The sequence below is a fragment of the Ancylobacter sp. genome, assembly GCF_965279025.1.
GTDB lineage: Bacteria > Pseudomonadota > Alphaproteobacteria > Rhizobiales > Xanthobacteraceae > Ancylobacter.
In genome coordinates, this window is sequence record NZ_OZ257132.1 from 4,643,918 (window position 1) to 4,659,496 (window position 15,579).

Annotated in this window: 14 protein-coding genes; 9 read left to right on the plus strand and 5 right to left on the minus strand. The window is 68.1% G+C overall.

Annotated elements, in window-relative coordinates; translation table 11 throughout:
* Nucleotides 1-51 precede the first annotated feature (51 nt).
* From ACQY76_RS21640 to ACQY76_RS21680, 9 genes are all read left to right on the plus strand, one after another.
* Entirely contained in the window at nt 52-741 is a 690-nt protein-coding gene (locus ACQY76_RS21640; RefSeq protein WP_428030740.1) for a hypothetical protein, read from the plus strand.
* 152 nt (nt 742-893) lie between these two features.
* Nucleotides 894-1,847, plus strand: a complete 954-nt coding sequence (locus tag ACQY76_RS21645; protein ID WP_428030741.1) for a ribose-phosphate pyrophosphokinase — start codon at nt 894-896, stop codon at nt 1,845-1,847.
* 139 nt (nt 1,848-1,986) lie between these two features.
* Nucleotides 1,987-2,937 carry a hypothetical protein gene (locus ACQY76_RS21650; protein ID WP_428030742.1) on the plus strand — a complete coding sequence of 317 codons (951 nt, stop codon included), beginning with the start codon at nt 1,987-1,989 and terminating at the stop codon, nt 2,935-2,937.
* Nucleotides 2,938-3,104: 167 nt separating this feature from the next.
* Complete coding sequence (locus tag ACQY76_RS21655) at nt 3,105-3,728, plus strand: 50S ribosomal protein L25/general stress protein Ctc (RefSeq protein WP_428030743.1); 624 nt, start codon at nt 3,105-3,107, stop codon at nt 3,726-3,728.
* 124 nt (nt 3,729-3,852) lie between these two features.
* The gene (pth, locus tag ACQY76_RS21660; protein WP_428030744.1) at nt 3,853-4,467 is read left to right on the plus strand and encodes an aminoacyl-tRNA hydrolase; all 615 of its coding nucleotides are present in this window, start codon (nt 3,853-3,855) and stop codon (nt 4,465-4,467) included.
* Between the two features lie 88 nt (nt 4,468-4,555).
* Entirely contained in the window at nt 4,556-5,653 is a 1,098-nt protein-coding gene (gene ychF / locus ACQY76_RS21665) for a redox-regulated ATPase YchF (protein ID WP_428030745.1), read from the plus strand.
* 232 nt (nt 5,654-5,885) lie between these two features.
* Nucleotides 5,886-6,389 carry an N-acetyltransferase family protein gene (locus ACQY76_RS21670; RefSeq protein ID WP_428030746.1) on the plus strand — a complete coding sequence of 168 codons (504 nt, stop codon included), beginning with the start codon at nt 5,886-5,888 and terminating at the stop codon, nt 6,387-6,389.
* 125 nt (nt 6,390-6,514) lie between these two features.
* A complete protein-coding gene (locus ACQY76_RS21675; RefSeq protein WP_428030747.1) occupies nt 6,515-6,973 on the plus strand; it encodes a MaoC family dehydratase in 459 nt (152 codons plus the stop codon).
* 8 nt (nt 6,974-6,981) lie between these two features.
* On the plus strand, nt 6,982-7,458 hold the full coding sequence (locus tag ACQY76_RS21680; RefSeq protein ID WP_428030748.1) for a MaoC/PaaZ C-terminal domain-containing protein: 477 nt from the start codon (nt 6,982-6,984) through the stop codon (nt 7,456-7,458).
* A gap of 15 nt (nt 7,459-7,473) precedes the next feature.
* On the opposite strand, the gene ACQY76_RS21685 is transcribed toward ACQY76_RS21680, so the two are convergent.
* From ACQY76_RS21685 to ACQY76_RS21705, 5 genes are all read right to left on the minus strand, one after another.
* A complete protein-coding gene (locus ACQY76_RS21685) occupies nt 7,474-10,092 on the minus strand; it encodes a sugar porter family MFS transporter (protein WP_428030749.1) in 2,619 nt (872 codons plus the stop codon).
* A gap of 52 nt (nt 10,093-10,144) precedes the next feature.
* Nucleotides 10,145-12,235 carry an HAD-IIB family hydrolase gene (locus tag ACQY76_RS21690; protein WP_428030750.1) on the minus strand — a complete coding sequence of 697 codons (2,091 nt, stop codon included), beginning with the start codon at nt 12,233-12,235 and terminating at the stop codon, nt 10,145-10,147.
* An 82-nt stretch (nt 12,236-12,317) separates the two neighbouring features.
* The gene (locus ACQY76_RS21695) at nt 12,318-13,955 is read right to left on the minus strand and encodes a GMC oxidoreductase (protein ID WP_428030751.1); all 1,638 of its coding nucleotides are present in this window, start codon (nt 13,953-13,955) and stop codon (nt 12,318-12,320) included.
* The gene (locus tag ACQY76_RS21700) at nt 13,948-14,250 is read right to left on the minus strand and encodes a hypothetical protein (protein ID WP_428030752.1); all 303 of its coding nucleotides are present in this window, start codon (nt 14,248-14,250) and stop codon (nt 13,948-13,950) included. Before ACQY76_RS21700 ends, ACQY76_RS21695 begins: the two co-directional genes overlap by 8 nt.
* Nucleotides 14,247-15,554, minus strand: a complete 1,308-nt coding sequence (locus tag ACQY76_RS21705; RefSeq protein ID WP_428030753.1) for a DegT/DnrJ/EryC1/StrS family aminotransferase — start codon at nt 15,552-15,554, stop codon at nt 14,247-14,249. The genes ACQY76_RS21700 and ACQY76_RS21705 overlap by 4 nt, the downstream gene beginning before the upstream one ends.
* Nucleotides 15,555-15,579: the final 25 nt, after the last annotated feature.

Below are 15,579 nucleotides of genomic sequence, written 5' to 3' on the forward strand. Positions count from 1 at the left end.
AACCTGCTTCGGCAGGGATACGCGGCGCGACCGGCTCTCAGGGATTGGTTCATGCTCGATCGCCTTCGCCGCCAGTTGGGCCGACGCCTTACGAGACGAAGCCTGCCGACGACGGCGGTCCTGCTTGCCGCCCTTGCCCTCGGCGCCTGCCAGACAAATGGCGGCAACAAGCCTGTCGCGGCGACATCGATCTCCTCGGGCACCAAGACCATCGCCTTCGAATCCATCGACGGTCCACCGGAACCGGTCTTCGACCGTCTGGTGGCGGGCCTCTCCACCGAGGCGAAGGCCCGGCAGATGCCGATCGTGTCGCGCGGCTCCACGGCCGCCTATCGCGTGCGCGGCTACCTCGCCGCCAGTGTCGCCAATGGCAAGGGCGAGGTCGACTGGGTGTGGGACGTGTTCGACGCCGATAGCGACCGCGTGCTGCGCGTCGCCGGCCGCGAGAAGCTCGGCCCCGGCAAGGACGTCTGGAGCCGGATGGACGACGAGACGGTGCAGCGGATCGCCGCGCAGAGCCTCGACGAGATTTCGTCCCGCCTTGCCGGGGGCGCCCCCTCCTCCCGCGCGACCCCGTCCGCCGCTCCCGAGCTCGACCCGGCGGATGCGCCGCCGGTGGTGCCGGGCGACGGCCCGGCTGTAGCCGATGCAGCGCCGGACGACATACCGGCGGATACCGTTGCGGAAGCTCCCGCGACGGATGCTTCCACCCGCGCACTTACCTTCGCCTCGCATCCCTGACGGCGTCATGCCAGCCATGCAGCCACGCTTAGGGACAAGCGGGCAAAGCATGCCTTTGGAACCTTTACAGGCCGGTCCAGCCCGCCTATCAGGTCAGCGCGACGGCTGTAAGACGGTCGGAACGGAAGAGTTACGGCTGGGAGCGCGCCGGAATGTCTGAAAATAACGGTTCGATCAAACTCGTCGCCGGCAACGCAAATCGTCCGCTGGCGGAGGCGATCGGAGCGTATCTGCGCACGTCCATGACCAAGGCCGTCGTCCGCCGCTTCGCGGACATGGAGATCTTCGTCGAGATCCAGGAGAATGTGCGCGGCAAGGACGTGTTCGTCCTCCAGTCCACCTCCTTCCCGACCAATGACCACCTGATGGAACTGCTCATCATCACCGATGCGCTGCGCCGTTCCTCCGCCCGCCGCATCACCGCCGTGCTCCCCTATTTCGGCTATGCCCGCCAGGACCGCCGCTCTTCCGGTCGCACGCCGATTTCCGCCAAGCTGGTGGCGAACCTCATCACCCATGCCGGCGCCGACCGCGTGCTCACGGTCGACCTGCATGCCGGGCAGATCCAGGGCTTCTTCGACATCCCGACCGACAACCTGTTCTCGGCGCCGGTGATGGTGGCGGACATCAAGTCCCGCTTCGACCTGTCCGACATCACCGTCGTCTCCCCGGATGTCGGCGGCGTGGTTCGCGCCCGCGCGCTGGCCAAGCGCATCGACGCCCAGCTCGCCATCGTCGACAAGCGCCGCGAGCGCCCCGGCGAGAGCGAGGTGATGAACGTCATCGGTGATGTCGAGGGCAAGCGCTGCATCCTCGTCGACGACATCATCGATTCCGGCGGCACGCTGGTAAATGCCGCTGATGCGCTGCTGGCGCGCGGCGCCACCGAGGTCTACGCCTACATCACCCATGGCGTTCTCTCGGGCGGTGCCGTGTCGCGCGTCACCGCGTCGAACCTAAAGGAACTGGTGATCACCGATTCGATCCAGCCGACCGAAGCGGTGCGGGTGGCGCGCAACATCCGCGTCGTCTCGATCGCCAGCCTGCTCGCCGAGGCTATCGGCCGCACGGCGCATGAGGAGAGCGTCTCCAGCCTGTTCGACTGAGCAGGCACGCCGGCTGGCTGCGCATCAATACCCTAAATACTTGTTAAGGCACTCTTTTCACGGAAATTGTGCAACGCGCCATTTTCGTTCCACAGTTCGGCTGCAGCTTGTCCGCTCGCTCAATGATCTGGACGTAACGATGCTGCGCCTTCTTTCGACGCGCTCTCCTCTCTCGCGCCCCGACGCGAACTGCGCCAGGGGAACGCGTCTCTTCACCGCCTTGACCGCGCCTCTCGCCCTTGCGGCGCTGATCGCGGGCCTCGCCCTGCCGCAGATCGCCGGCGCGCAGGTCATCGGCACGGTGACCAAGCCGGGCCTTCCGGATCCGTGGCACGGGGTCATTCTCATCTCGCCTTACGACGACACCTCACCTGAAGACGCTCCGACGGATGAGGCCTCGCCCTACGAGGCCGCCCAGCGGGCCGCCGGGGAGGCGCTTTCCGAGGAACCACCGGTGGCGGCGGTGGAGCCGGTCGAGCCGTTCGACCCTGAAAAAGAGACGGCGACCATGCCCTCGCTCTGGGAGAGCATCGAGCTCGGCCTTGGCGACGTGCCGGCGGAGCCCGAGCCGGAAGCGCCGAAGCCCTATCAGCTCATCCCGGAGCGCAAGGCGCCCGTGGCGAGGGCGCGTGCCTCGCTTCCGACCACGATGGAGGTCCGCCAGGGTGCGGCCAGCGTCTCGGTCTCCTCGAATGCCAGCGCGACGGCGCCGGCTTCCGGGGCGCTGGCGACGACCACCACCAGCGGCTCCGGCGAGATCAAGGGCCGGGTCGGGCTGGAACAGCAGAACCTCACCGTCTACAGCGCCGGTACGCTCGGTGCCTCGGCCGGCGCCAACCGTGCCTCGGCCTCGGTCTATGACGACGTCGCGGTCGGCAGCACCTATTCCGTACCTCTTGCTCCCCTCGGCCTCGGGCAAGAGAAGCTGGGCGCCAGCGTCGAGGTCAATAAGAGCCAGTCTGTGACGACCGGCGTCGAGCTGCGCGCACCGGCAGGCTCCTATGAGCGCTTCATCTCCGTCCAGCGTTCGACCAGCCCGGATTCGGACGCCAGCGGCATCGTCAAGGCGGGCGTGCTCGGCAAGTTCTGAGCGCCAGCGCGCGTCGAACATTGCCCGGCAAGGCTTTTGCTGCTATGAGCCGCGCCGGTTCCGGCCTTTCCGCACCCCTGGAGGCGCGCCGGGACCCTGACCGTACCAAGCCTGAAGGAACGGGCCGCGCAAGCGGCCTTCTCCTTTTGCAACCATTGAGGACAACCATGACCGCCATCAAGGAACTGAAGGCGCAGGCGCGCACGAAGGTCGGCAAGGGGGCCGCTCGTGCAGAACGCCGCGCCGGTCGCGTACCCGCCGTCATCTATGGCGACGGCAAGGCCCCCGTCGGCATCACGCTCGACCACATCGAGATCAACAAGATCATCTATGCCGGCCACTTCCTCACCACGCTGTTCAGCGTCGATGTCGATGGCCAGAAGCACCGGGTCATCCCGCGCGACTACCAGCTCGACGTGGTGAAGGACTTCCCGCTGCACATCGACTTCCTGCGCGTGGCCGTTGGCGCCACCCTCACGGTCGACGTGCCGGTGCACTTCCTCAACGTCGACACCGCGCCGGCGATCAAGGAAGGCGGCTCGCTCAACATCGTCAGCCACACGGTTGCGCTGAACGTTCCGGCCGATGCCATCCCGACCTCGATCGAGATCGACGTGGCCGACTACGCCTTCGGCGACTCCATTCACCTTGCGGCGGTCAAGCTGCCGAACGGCGTGACCTGGGCCGGCCATGGCGACGACACGCTGGCCACCATTGCGGCGCCGTCGGGCCTCAAGGAAGCCGAGGAAGACGAAGCTGCGGCTGCCGCTGCCGACGCTGCCAAGAGCTGAGCCGAAGACGGCGCATCCGGGGCACGCCTCGGATGCCCGCCTGGCCCATCCTGAGAGGAGAGCCGGAAGCCCGCTTCCGGCTCTTGTCGTTTCGCTGTCCTCATGAGCCAGCAGGAGACGCGCGGTGCTGCTGTTCACCGGGCTCGGCAATCCCGGGTCGAAATATGCCGGCAACCGGCACAATATCGGCTTCATGGCGGTAGACGCCATCGCCCGCCGTCACCGCTTCTCGCCATGGCGCCGGCGCTTTCAGGGCGCCGCCTGCGAGGGCGAGATCGAAGGCCAGAAGGTGATCGCCCTGCTGCCGGAGACGTTCATGAACGAATCCGGCCGGGCGGTGGCGGAGGCGCAGCGGTTCTATAAAATCGAGCTGCGCGACGTCTTCGCCTTCCATGACGAGCTTGACCTCCCGGCCGCCAAGGTCCGTTACAAGGTCGGCGGCGGCAATGCCGGGCATAATGGCCTGCGTTCCATCACCGCCCATTGCGGCAATGATTATGCCCGCGTGCGCCTCGGCATCGGCCATCCCGGCGACAAGGCGCTGGTGCACAATTACGTGCTGAGCGACTTCCCCAAAGCCGAGCGCGACTGGGTTGACGCGGTCTGCGAGGGCTGCGCCGAGCTTGCCGGCCTTCTCGCCACCTACCGGCTCGACGAATTCCAGAACCGGCTGCATCTCTTCCTTGAGGCGCGCGGCTTCAACGTGCCGGAGAAGGTCACCGGCAAGAAACCCGGCTGAACTTCCCGGCTGCAGCCCCTCACTTGCACTCGCCCGCCATCTTGCCTAACCACGGCGGCAACCGTTCCTCTCGACCGAGCATCGCACCATGGGCTTCAAATGCGGCATTGTCGGCCTGCCCAACGTCGGCAAGTCGACCCTCTTCAATGCGCTGACGCAGACAGCGGCGGCGCAGGCGGCCAATTACCCGTTCTGCACCATCGAGCCCAATGTGGGCGACGTGGCGGTGCCTGATCCGCGGCTGGAGACGCTGGCCAAGATCGCCGGCTCGCAGCAGATCATTCCCACCCGCCTCACCTTCGTCGACATCGCCGGGCTGGTGCGCGGCGCCTCCAAGGGCGAGGGCCTCGGCAACCAGTTCCTCGCCAATATCCGCGAATGCGACGCCATCGCCCATGTGGTGCGCTGCTTCGAGGATTCCGACGTCACACATGTCGAGGGCAAGCTGGCGCCGGTCTCCGACATCGAGACCATCGAGACCGAGCTGATGCTGGCCGACCTCGACAGCCTTGAGAAGCGCGCCGGCGCCCTGGAAAAGAAGGCCAAGGGCGGCGACAAGGAAGCCAAGGAGTTGCTCGACCTGATGAATCGCGCCCTTGTCCTTCTGCGCGAGGGCAAGCCGGCGCGGCTCGTCGAGGTGAAGGCGGACGAGGAAAAGGCCTTCCGCATGCTCGGCCTGCTCTCCTCCAAGCCGGTGCTCTATGTCTGCAATGTCGAGGAAGCCTCGGCCAAGAACGGCAACGCACTCTCCGCCGAAGTCTTCGCCCGCGCGGCCGAGGAAGGCGCCAAGGCGGTCGTCGTCTCGGCCAAGATCGAGAGCGAGATCGCCGTACTGCCGGCGGACGAGCAGAAGGACTATCTCGAGGCCATCGACCTTGAGGAACCCGGCCTCAACCGCATCATCCGCACCGGCTACGAGCTGTTGAAGCTGGTCACCTATTTCACCGTCGGCCCCAAGGAAGCCCGCGCCTGGACCATCACCGCGGGCACCAAGGCACCGGGCGCGGCGGGGGTGATCCACTCGGATTTCGAGAAGGGCTTCATCCGCTCCGAGACCATCGCCTATGATGACTACGTCAAGGGCAATGGCGAAGCCGGCGCGCGCGACGCCGGGCGTCTGCGGCTGGAAGGCAAGGAATATGTCGTCGCCGATGGCGACGTGCTGCATTTCCGCTTCGCCAACTGAACCAGGGCGGCCAACTGCAGAAGACGCTGCAGGGGCTGCTGCTTCGCCAAGCTGCAACAACCGGCTGCGGGGTGCCGCTTGCCGACGGCCGGCTCGCCCGCCTGAAGGGCTCCGCGCGCGCCTCTCATGGGTCCGCGCGCGGGGAGCGAGGCTGCCCCTCGGCTTCCCGCCCCGGGCAGGTGCCTGTACCATGTCCTCTTCCTGCCCACCTTCGATTCCGTCTGGCCGCGACATGGACAACGAGAAGCTCTTCGAGCTGAGGCCGGCCCGCGCCGGCGACGGCGCCCGCCTGTTCGAGATCACGCGGCGCTCGGTCGCGGGCCTCGCCAAAGGCGCCTATTCGCCGGCACAGATCGACGGCTGGATGGGGGCCCGCACTCCCGCCTATTACGAGGAGCTCATCGCCCGGGGCGGAGTGGTCGTCGCCGAACGCGAGGGTGTCGTCGTCGGCTTCGTCGACGCCGAGCCCGGCGAGGTGACGCGCCTGTTCCTCCTGCCGGAGGCAGCGGGCGCGGGCCTGGGGGCACGGCTTCTGGACATCGGTATCGGCAGGGCCCGGTCGGGGCACGCCGGCCCGATCAAGGTCGAGGCCACCGTGAATGCCGAAGGCTTCTATCGGCGCCATGGGTTCCGCACCGTCGGGAAGGGTTACTTCTCCCACGGGATCGGCGGCGATCCCATCGAGATCGTGCATATGGAACTCGGCGTCGCGGCCGCCCCGCTGTCGCCCCCATGACCGTGCCGCCCACCCCTGACGACGCCGGCTCTTGACCTCGCGACCATCGTCCCGTGTGATCGCGTTCGGGAAAGACGGCGCCGCTGCGGTTCGCGGCGCGCCGCGCGGGGGGATGGCGCGCGCCGATGCTGTTCTGGGAGGATTTTCACGAGGGCCATGTGGCGACCTGCGGGCGCTATGTGGTGGGGCGCGAGGAGATCGTCGGCTTCGCCCGCGCGTATGATCCCCTGCCGATCCATCTCGACGATGCCGCCGCCGAGGCGACGCGGCTGGGCGGTCTTTCCGCCTCCGGCTGGCATTTGTGCTGTATCTTCATGCGCCTCGCCGCCGATGGCTTCCTCAACAACAGCGATTGCCTGGGGTCTCCCGGCCTCGACGAGGTGCGCTTCCTCAAGCCCGTCCACCCCGGCACGGTGCTGAGCCTGCGCCGCCGCGTGCTGGAGACCCGTTCCTCGAAGAGCCGCCCGGAGATGGGGCTGGTCAAGTTCCGCTTCGAACTTCTCGACGCCGCCGGCGAGGTGACGGCGGACCTTGTCGGCACCATCCTGTTCGGCCGCCGCAATCCCGGCTTCCGGCCCGCCTGAGAGGACCCATGCTGTTCTTCGAAGACATCGAGATCGGCACGCGCACGCGGCTCGGCTCCCACACCTTCACGGAAGGCGAGATGGTCGCCTTCGCGCGGTCCTGGGACCCACAGGCCTTTCACCTCGATCCGGCGGCGGGAGCACGCACCCATTTCGGCGGGCTGGTCGCCTCGGGCTGGCACGGCGTGGCGATCGCCGCCAAGCTGCGGGCGCAGGCCTGTGCCCGCCAGCACGAGGAACTGCGCCGGCTGGAACGCAAGGTGCCGCGCCTCGGCCCCTCCCCCGGCTTCAAGGATCTGCGCTGGCTGCGCCCGGTGCGGCCGGGCGACACGCTGACCTTTCTCAGCGAGGTGACGGCGAAGAAGCCGAGCGCCACCCGCCCGGAATGGGGCCTCGTCTTCACCCGGGAGACCGCCGCCGACCCGGCCGGCGCTCTCGCCCTCGAATTCACCAACTGCGTCTTCGTCGAGCGGCTGGAATCGTGAGTCCGGCGCGGCCTGTCATCTCTCGCGCCAGTAGCGGGCGATGTCTTCGAGGCTCATATTGCGGGTTTCCGGCATGTAGCGGAACAGGTAGGCCGCACCCAGAATGTTGATCACCGCATAGCTCAGAAAGGTGAGCCCGAGGCCGGCCGTGTCGATCACGAACGGAAAGGTCAGGGTGAAGACGAAGGCGAACAGGCTCCGCATGCCATGCGACAGGCTGGTGCCGGGGCCGCGTATGGCCTGCGGGAAGATTTCCGCCACCACGATCTCGCCCACCTGCCCGAGCGTCAGCGCGAAGACGGCGACGAACACCGCCAGCACCGCAACCATGCCCCAGGCGGCGGCGCCTCCCGGCTCTGTAGAGCTGCCGTGCAGGAGCGCCAGCAGCGCCAGGCAGCCGGCCATGGTCGCCAGCCCGCCCACCACCAGCGGCTTGCGGCCGACGCTGTCCACGATGCCGAGCGAGATTAGCGTTGCCACCAGGAACACCACGCTGAGGCCCAGCGTGGTGACGAAATTGACGGTGGTGTCCTCGAAGCCGATCTCGTTCAGCAGGGTCGGCGCGTAGAAAAGCACCATGTCCCAGCCGCAGAACACGATCAGGAACATCAGCGTGACGCCCAGCAGCACGATCGGCCGGTTGACGCGCGACGCCAGCTGCCGCCAGGAGCCGCCGCCTTCCTCCTGCGGCGCCGAGGCCATTTCGGCGAGGGCGTGGTCGATGTCGCGCTCGTCAAACTGGCGAAGCACCCGGCGGGCGGCAGCATGGCGTCCCTGCATCGCCAGCCAGCGCGGCGATTCCGGCAGGGGCAGCAGCAGCAGCCCGTAGATCGTGCTCGGCACGGCGATGAAGGCGAACATGTAGCGCCACCCCTCGGGCGACGCCTCGAACCATATGCCGACGCAATAGGCGAGGATCGCGCCGACGCCATAGGTCGCCGCCTCGAACGACAGCAGCCGGCCGCGAATGGCGCTCGGGGAAATCTCGGCGACGTAGATGCCGGTCGTCGGCGAGGCGATGCCGATCGCCAGGCCCACCGCCGCCCGCGCCATCAGCAGCCACACCAGCGAGGGGGCGAGCGCCGACAGGAACGCGCCGGCGACGAACAGCGCCGCCGTCGACATCAGCAGGTAGCGCCGCCCGAACCTGTCGGCCAATCCGCCGGCCAGGAACGAGCCGACGGTGAGGCCCAGCACCAGCGTGCTGACCACCGCGCCCTGCTCGAACGGGCCCAGCCCCCACTCCCTCGCCAGCAGGACGATGGCGGCGGCGGTGATGGCGAAGTTGAAGCCGTTGAGCAGCCCGCCGGTAGTGACCAGCGCCGTCACCGCATAATGCACGAACAGGCTGCCCCTCGCCCGCAGCACGGCGGCGGCGGCCACCGCCCGCGCGTCGATCTCGGCAAGGCTGAGGCCGTTGCATTCCGGGAAGATGCGCCGGAACAGGAAGAACCCCGAGATCGCGATGGCGGCATAGGCGGCGATGATGCCGGCCCGCGTCGGCTCGTCGGCGCGCAACAGGCTGATGGGCGAGGCCATGCCGTCGAAGAGCCAGTGCGAGGCCGCCACCAGGCCGATCGCCATGCCGCGCAGGCGGATGGGGCATATCTCCGCGGCCGTAAGCCACGGGATCGGCCCCAGCCCGATGGCGAAGGCCCCGACGAACAGGAAAATGCCGGCGGCCGCCATGGCGTGGCCGGGGCCCGGCTCGGCAATGCCCAGCGCCAGCCCCGACGCGGCAAGGGCGAGGCCGGCGGCCGAGCCGATGAAGCTGGCCAGCAGCAGCGGCCGGCGCCCGACGCGGTCGATCAGGAAGATGGCGCCGACCGTGGCCAGCACGTTGATGACGGCCAGCGGCAGCGCATCGCCCGCCAGCAACCCACCGCCCAGGCTGAAGTCGACGCCCTCCATGATCGACGGGGCGAAGTACAGCAGGGTGTTGATGCCGACGAACTGCTGGAAGAAGAACAGCGCGAAGCAGAGCAACAGCGCCTGCCGGCCCCGCGCCGCGAACGGGTTCGCATCGCGCGACTCCTCGCGGCCGGAGCGGGGGTGCTCGTGGGCATCCTGAAGCGCCAGCCAGAGCGGCGATTCCCGCAGCAGCAGCGCCGTCCCCGCCAGCAGGAGGCTGGGAACCGCGCCAAGGCCCAGCATGGTGCGCCAGCCATCCGGGACATCGTAGAACATCTCGTCGGCGAGATAGGCGAGCAGCACGCCCAGCGTGATCGCCAGCTGAAACGCCGTCACCAGCGCGCCGCGCGAGCGGGCGGGCGCGATCTCGGCGATGTAAGTGGGCGCCACCGCCGACATCGCGCCCACCGCCACTCCGACGATGACGCGGGCGACGAAGAGCAGCTGGATCGACGGCGCCACCGCACCGGCGAACGCCCCGAGCGTGAACAGCGCGGCGGTCGCCATGATGACGTCGCGCCGGCCGATGCGGTCGGACAGCCAGCCGCTGACGAGGGCGCCGAAAAGCGCGCCGGCAAGCGTGCCGCTGCTCACCAGCAGCAGAGCGGAGCGGTCGAGGCCCCATTCGCTGACCGCCTGCTGCAGGGCGCCGCCGGCGACCCCGGTCTCGTAGCCGAACAGCAGCGCGCCGAGCGAGGCGATGGCGACCGACAGATAGAGCATTGACACCTCGCCCTGGTGAAACGTGCGGTTGGACCCCGTGGCAGCCCCGCCGTCAGGCCACCGACAGCGCCTCCTCGCCATTCACGCCACGGAAATACGCCACCCCGTCGAGAATGCCGCGCGCATAGCGCCGGGGGGCGAAATGGCAGTGATCCAGCTCGGGCATGCCGCGCAGGCGATCGCAGAAATTGCCGACCACGATGGCGTTGGGCAGCAGGCGCAGCATCTCGACATCATTGCCCGAATCGCCGGCGACATAGACCTGCCGCGCCGCCAGCCCGAGGCGCTTGCGCACGAATTCGACGGCCGTTCCCTTCGAGGCCCTTGGCGGCAGGATATCGATATAGCGGCCATGGCTGCCCATCACCGTGCCCTGCAGCCCCGCCGCCATCAGGCGCTCGGCGATCTCGGCGGCGGCCTGCGGGTTGCCCGGGCTGAGATAGCTCAGCTTGAAGCGGCGCTGCTCCAGCGGCGATTGCGGCCTTATCTTCGGCAGGTCCTGCAGGGCCGCGAGAATGCCGGCGCGATCCCACCCCTCGTCTATCCACTCCGCCCATTCCCGGTCGGCCTGGTATTCCGGCCCGTTTTCCGCCCGGTAATAGATTTCGGAGCCGACGCTGGTGATCATGATGTCCGGCAGCGGCGCGTCTTCCTGCTCCAGCACCGACATGGCGCTGTGGAAGCTGCGGCCGCTGGCGATGGCGAAGAGCATGTCGGGCTCGCCCGCCAGCCATTCGCTGAACTCCGCCAGTGCGTCGCGCGAGCCGAGCAGCGTGTTGTCGATGTCGCTCACCAGAAGCTCGCGCGGCTGCCGCACCGCCATGCCGCTGCTGCCCACCACCGCCTCGGCGAGGCGCTGATAGCGCTTGGCGTGCGAGCGCCATTCGAACCGCCGCACCGCCCGCGCCCCGGCGGCGGCATAGGCATCCCACAGCGCGGGGTCCGCCAGAATCCGAATGGCCGCCTCGGCGATCTCGTCCGGGGAATTCGGATCGACCAGCTCGCCATTCTTGCAGATTTCGACGATGTCGTTCGGCCCGCCGCTATCCGTCGCGATGATGGGAATGCCGACCGCCGCCGCCTCCAGCAAGGTCAGGCCGAACGGCTCGTTCAGCGCCGGATTGATGAAGATGCCGCGCCTGTACTGCGCATAGGCATAGATGGCCGGCACGTCGGACGGCAGGTGCACCTTGGGGTAGGCGATCTTGCCGTAGAGGTCGTAGCGGTCGATCAGGTGCAGGATCTCGCTGAGGCTGTTGGAGATTTCCGGCTCCAGCTCGGAAATGTCGGACCGGTTTCCCGCGATCAGGACGAGGTTCGCCATCTCTTGCAGAACGGGGCTCTCGCCATACGCCTTGACCAGCATGGCGAGGTTCTTCTTCGCCACCGGCCGCGCGATGGCGATCAGCGCCGGTTTCTCGGGATGCGTCAAGAAGCGGTTGATCAGCCGGTCCACCTGAAGGCGCGGCGGCGCGCCCCGGAAGGCCGCCAGTTCCGCGCCGGGCGGCACGATGCGGATGCGCCCGGGATCGTAGTTCTTGTATTGGGAATACTGGAACTCGGCCTCGTCGCGGGAGCTGGCGATGATGAGGCAGGCATTCCCCATCGCCCGCTCCTCGATCTCGATGCGCCGCAGCAGCGACTCCATCGAATCCGGGTTTTCCAGCCCGGCGCTGTCGCGAAAGGCGTCCATCTTGATGCGCCCCAGCGAGTGGGCGACGAAGGTGTAGGGAATGCCGAGCTTCTCGCGAACGATGGCGGCCACCACGCCCGCATCGGCATAATGGGCGTGGATGATGTCCGGCGGGGCAGGCTGCTCGCGGATCCACTCGATCAGCGAGTCGGCATAGGCCGGCACCTCGCTCCAGAGTTCTTCCTTGGTCAGGTAGTCCGGATTGGGCGTGGCAAAGCGGATGATTTCCGTCTTTGCCGACACACGCTCGCGGGGCGCCGCATATTCGGGGCCGTGCTTGCTGTCGAAGGCCCGGGTCGCGATGGCGATACGGTCGAACTTGCCGATGCGCTCGGACGCCTCGACCATGCCCAGCAGATAGCGGATGTGGCCGCCGGTGTCGGCATTGATGCCGTACTGGACGTCGGAACCGCGCAGGCATCCCTGCAACGCGATATGCAAGGCGAACATCGGTCTCTCCTGTTCCCGGTCCAGCCGGCCTCTGCGTGTTGCCGAACCCGCCTTGCGGGAGCCCCCGCAACGCGCTGTCGTCTCAGGCGTTTGCGGTGGTTAGTTCCCCCGCGGCGGCACGGGCGGCCAGATGGCCGCCAAGCCGGTGCGCGAGGGTCATGATCGTCAGCGTCAGGTGCTTCTCGGGAAGCCGAGGGATGACACCGCCATCGCAGACATAGAGATTCTCGACGCCGTGGCAGCGAAGGTCCGCATCGACGACCCCTTGGCGCGGGTCTGCCGACATGCCGGTCGTCCCCGCATAATGAATGCCCGTGCCATTGTCCGAGCTGCCGCCATGGATGAGCGTGCCCGAGGCGCGGCCCAGCACGCGCCGGCCCCAGCGCTCCATGGCGTCCATCCGTGCCTGCGCGCGCGGCGAGGTGGTGTAGTCCACCACCACCTGCGGCACGCCGAACGCGTCGGCCTCGCCACAGGGCCGGACGCGGTTCGCGGGGTTCGGCTCGCCGCTGCAGAACATGCCGATGGTGAGGTAGCTGTGGAACATCATCCGCGCCAGCCGGCGCTTGACGAAGGGCGGGAACGCCTTGAGGCCGGCAAGGTAGTGCGGAATATCCGGCACCGAATGGCTGTTGTGGCAGAGGAAGGGGAAGGCCTCCCCCTCGGAGGTCTGCCCGCGCCCCACGATCAGCACCGGGTCGCCATAGCCGATGTCGTAATCACGCCGCCGGCCCCAGAGCTTCCAGAGCGAGGTGGACAGCACGGTCTTGGGGTTGTCCTGCAGCCGGCGCCCGACCTGGTCATGAGCGTTCGCCAGCCCCGCCGGCGCCGCCTCGGTTGCGGAATTGAACAGGATGCGCGGTGATTCCAGCGCGCCCGCCGCCAGCACCACGACCCCGGCCCGCAGCCGGTGCCGCTCGCCGCTTGCCGTATCGAGGAATTCGACGCCATCCACCCGCGCGCCATCCGACGACGCGATCAGCCGCGTCACCTTGGCATTGGGCCGAAGCGCATAATTAGGAAGGCCGGCAATCCGCGGCAGCAGCCGGGAGGGGAACTTGTAGACGGCATCCGTCGGGCAGCCGAAGGCGCACCCGCCCGTCGACTGGCAGGAGGACGCCGTTCCCGGCAGGGTGTTGATTGCCTTGCGGTTGGCGGTGACGTGCGACGTCGGCTCGCCGAGGCTGGCCACCGCCTTCGCCAGCAATTCGTCCACGGGCCGGAAGGGCTTGGGGGAAATGAACACGCCATCGGGCAGATCCGGCAGGTTCTCGGGCGTGCCGCACACCGTGACGAGGCGCTCGACCTCGGCATAGTGCCGGGCCAGATCGTCATAATGCAGCGGCCAGCCGTGCACATCGTCGGCCGAGAAGCGCACGCTCACGCCGTTCCAGAGATTTTGCAGGCCGCCCACCGCGAAGACCTGATAGGGCAGGAAGCCACCCGGCTGGCGCCGCGCCGACGCCTGCCCGGCCGACGCGAACAGCGCATTGCCGAAGAAGGCCTCATGCGGATCGGACGGCCAGCTCGTATGGGCGCGGATGCCGAAATCCCTGCGGCTGCCATAGGGATCGACGCTGCGGAAATAATCGGCCGGAAGCCGCGGGCCCTGCTCCAGCGAGATGACCTTCAGCCCCGCCATCGCCAGACGATAGGCGAGGATGCCGCCGGCCGCGCCGGTGCCCACCACGCACACATCCCATGTCTCGCCGTCAGCCATGGGCGCGCCCCAATGGCCATTCCCCGACCGAGGCGAGGAAACCCGGCGAAGCGAAGGCGACATATTCGAGGAACGAGAGAAGCAGCGCCTCGTCCGGACCGCGCTTCCCGAAGGAGAAGCGGGAAGTGCGTCCGCCGGCGGCGCTCAGGGCCAGCAGGGCTTCGCGGACCTGACGGTTGAGGAAGGCGACGCGGACCACCTCGTCTTCAATGGGCAGGAGGTAATCGCGATAGGCGCTCGACGCGATCATGGCGCGCAGCAGCGCATCCGCCTGTCGCTCCGGCGCATCGCTCACGACAGCACCAGATGCGCGACCTTGCGCAGCGCCACGATGATGTCGTCGACATCCGGCTCGGCGAGCGTCGACCCGATCGAGAGCACCACGCCACGCGCATGCAGGTCGTCGCAGAAAGGCAGCGCCCCTGCCCCATAAGCGTAGTCGGCGGCGAAGGCGTTGGCCGGGTGGCTCCAGGGGAAGCCGTCGCGGCTGTTGGAGGTGCGGCGGACGAGGCTGGGAATGTTCGAGTACCAGTGCAGGCCCCAGTCGCGCATCGACACGCAAAGCGCCCGGCCGTCGGGGCCGGCGATGCCCTCGGCATGGACCGCCGCCGCAAAGCGGCGCGCCGTGTCCTCATCCCGCAGCAGGGTGATGAGGAACGGCCCGGTGTCGCCCTCCGGACAGGGAATGCTGCGCAGGCCGAGGCCCGGAATGGTGGAGACCGCCTCGCGGATCCGCCATTTGGCGGTCCGCATGGCGGTGGCGATGCGCGGGAGCTTGCGCAGCTGCGCCAGGGCGAGGGCGCCGGCCAGTTCCGACATGCGCACGCCATAGCCCCAGAGCTGGCACGTCTCGTCGCCCGTATCGAGCCTGCCGCTCTCATTGCGCGCATAGCCCAGATCGTGCAGCGCAACGATCCGGCGATGCAGAGCGGGGTCTTCGCAGACCACCATCCCACCCTCGCCGGAGGTCATGTTCTTGTTGAGCTGGAAGCTGAACACGCCGATGGCGCCGAACCGCCCGACCGCCGTGCCGCCCGAGGAGGCACCTGCCGCCTGGGCGCAATCCTCGATCAACGGAATGCCGTGCCGCGCGCAGATGGCGGCGATCTCGCGGATACGCCCCGGCGCTCCGTTCATGTGGACCGCCAGCACGGCGCGGCTGCGCGGGCCGATCGCCCGCTCGATGCTGGCGGGATCGAGGCAGAACGTGTCGTCGACGTCGACAAGACGGGGAATCGCGCCCGAGCGCACCACCGCCGCGACGCAGCTCACCCAGAGATAGCCGGGAAGCAGCACCTCGTCGCCCGGCCCTATGCCCAGCGCCGACATGGCGATGGACAGGCCGGAGGTGGCCGACGCGACAGCGACGGCATGCCGATGCCCGAACACGGCGCACCATTCGCGCTCCAGCGTCTCGACCATGTGCTGCGAGTCTTCGCCGTAGAAGCGGAACGGGCTCCGCGCCGTGACGACACGGTCCACGAGCTCGCGCTCCTCGTCGCCGATCCAGTTCGCGCCGGGGAATTCGTAGGGCAGAGCGCGTGTCCGCACGGGAACGCCGCCATCAATGGCCAGCCGGTTCGAAAGCTCTTGTTTCATACGTGCCTGCGACCTGCCGTGCGTG

What these genes read in the sequence shown, in the direction of transcription:
- ACQY76_RS21690 (WP_428030750.1), bottom strand. Translation starts at nt 12,235, where the DNA reads ATGTTCGCCTTGCATATCGCGTTGCAGGGATGCCTGCGCGGTTCCGAC.
- ACQY76_RS21640 (WP_428030740.1), top strand. Translation starts at nt 52, where the DNA reads ATGCTCGATCGCCTTCGCCGCCAGTTGGGCCGACGCCTTACGAGACGA.
- ACQY76_RS21650 (WP_428030742.1), top strand. Translation starts at nt 1,987, where the DNA reads ATGCTGCGCCTTCTTTCGACGCGCTCTCCTCTCTCGCGCCCCGACGCG.
- ACQY76_RS21675 (WP_428030747.1), top strand. Translation starts at nt 6,515, where the DNA reads ATGCTGTTCTGGGAGGATTTTCACGAGGGCCATGTGGCGACCTGCGGG.
- ACQY76_RS21705 (WP_428030753.1), bottom strand. Translation starts at nt 15,554, where the DNA reads ATGAAACAAGAGCTTTCGAACCGGCTGGCCATTGATGGCGGCGTTCCC.
- ACQY76_RS21685 (WP_428030749.1), bottom strand. Translation starts at nt 10,092, where the DNA reads ATGCTCTATCTGTCGGTCGCCATCGCCTCGCTCGGCGCGCTGCTGTTC.
- ACQY76_RS21645 (WP_428030741.1), top strand. Translation starts at nt 894, where the DNA reads ATGTCTGAAAATAACGGTTCGATCAAACTCGTCGCCGGCAACGCAAAT.
- ACQY76_RS21695 (WP_428030751.1), bottom strand. Translation starts at nt 13,955, where the DNA reads ATGGCTGACGGCGAGACATGGGATGTGTGCGTGGTGGGCACCGGCGCG.
- ACQY76_RS21680 (WP_428030748.1), top strand. Translation starts at nt 6,982, where the DNA reads ATGCTGTTCTTCGAAGACATCGAGATCGGCACGCGCACGCGGCTCGGC.
- ACQY76_RS21670 (WP_428030746.1), top strand. Translation starts at nt 5,886, where the DNA reads ATGGACAACGAGAAGCTCTTCGAGCTGAGGCCGGCCCGCGCCGGCGAC.
- ACQY76_RS21655 (WP_428030743.1), top strand. Translation starts at nt 3,105, where the DNA reads ATGACCGCCATCAAGGAACTGAAGGCGCAGGCGCGCACGAAGGTCGGC.
- ychF (WP_428030745.1), top strand. Translation starts at nt 4,556, where the DNA reads ATGGGCTTCAAATGCGGCATTGTCGGCCTGCCCAACGTCGGCAAGTCG.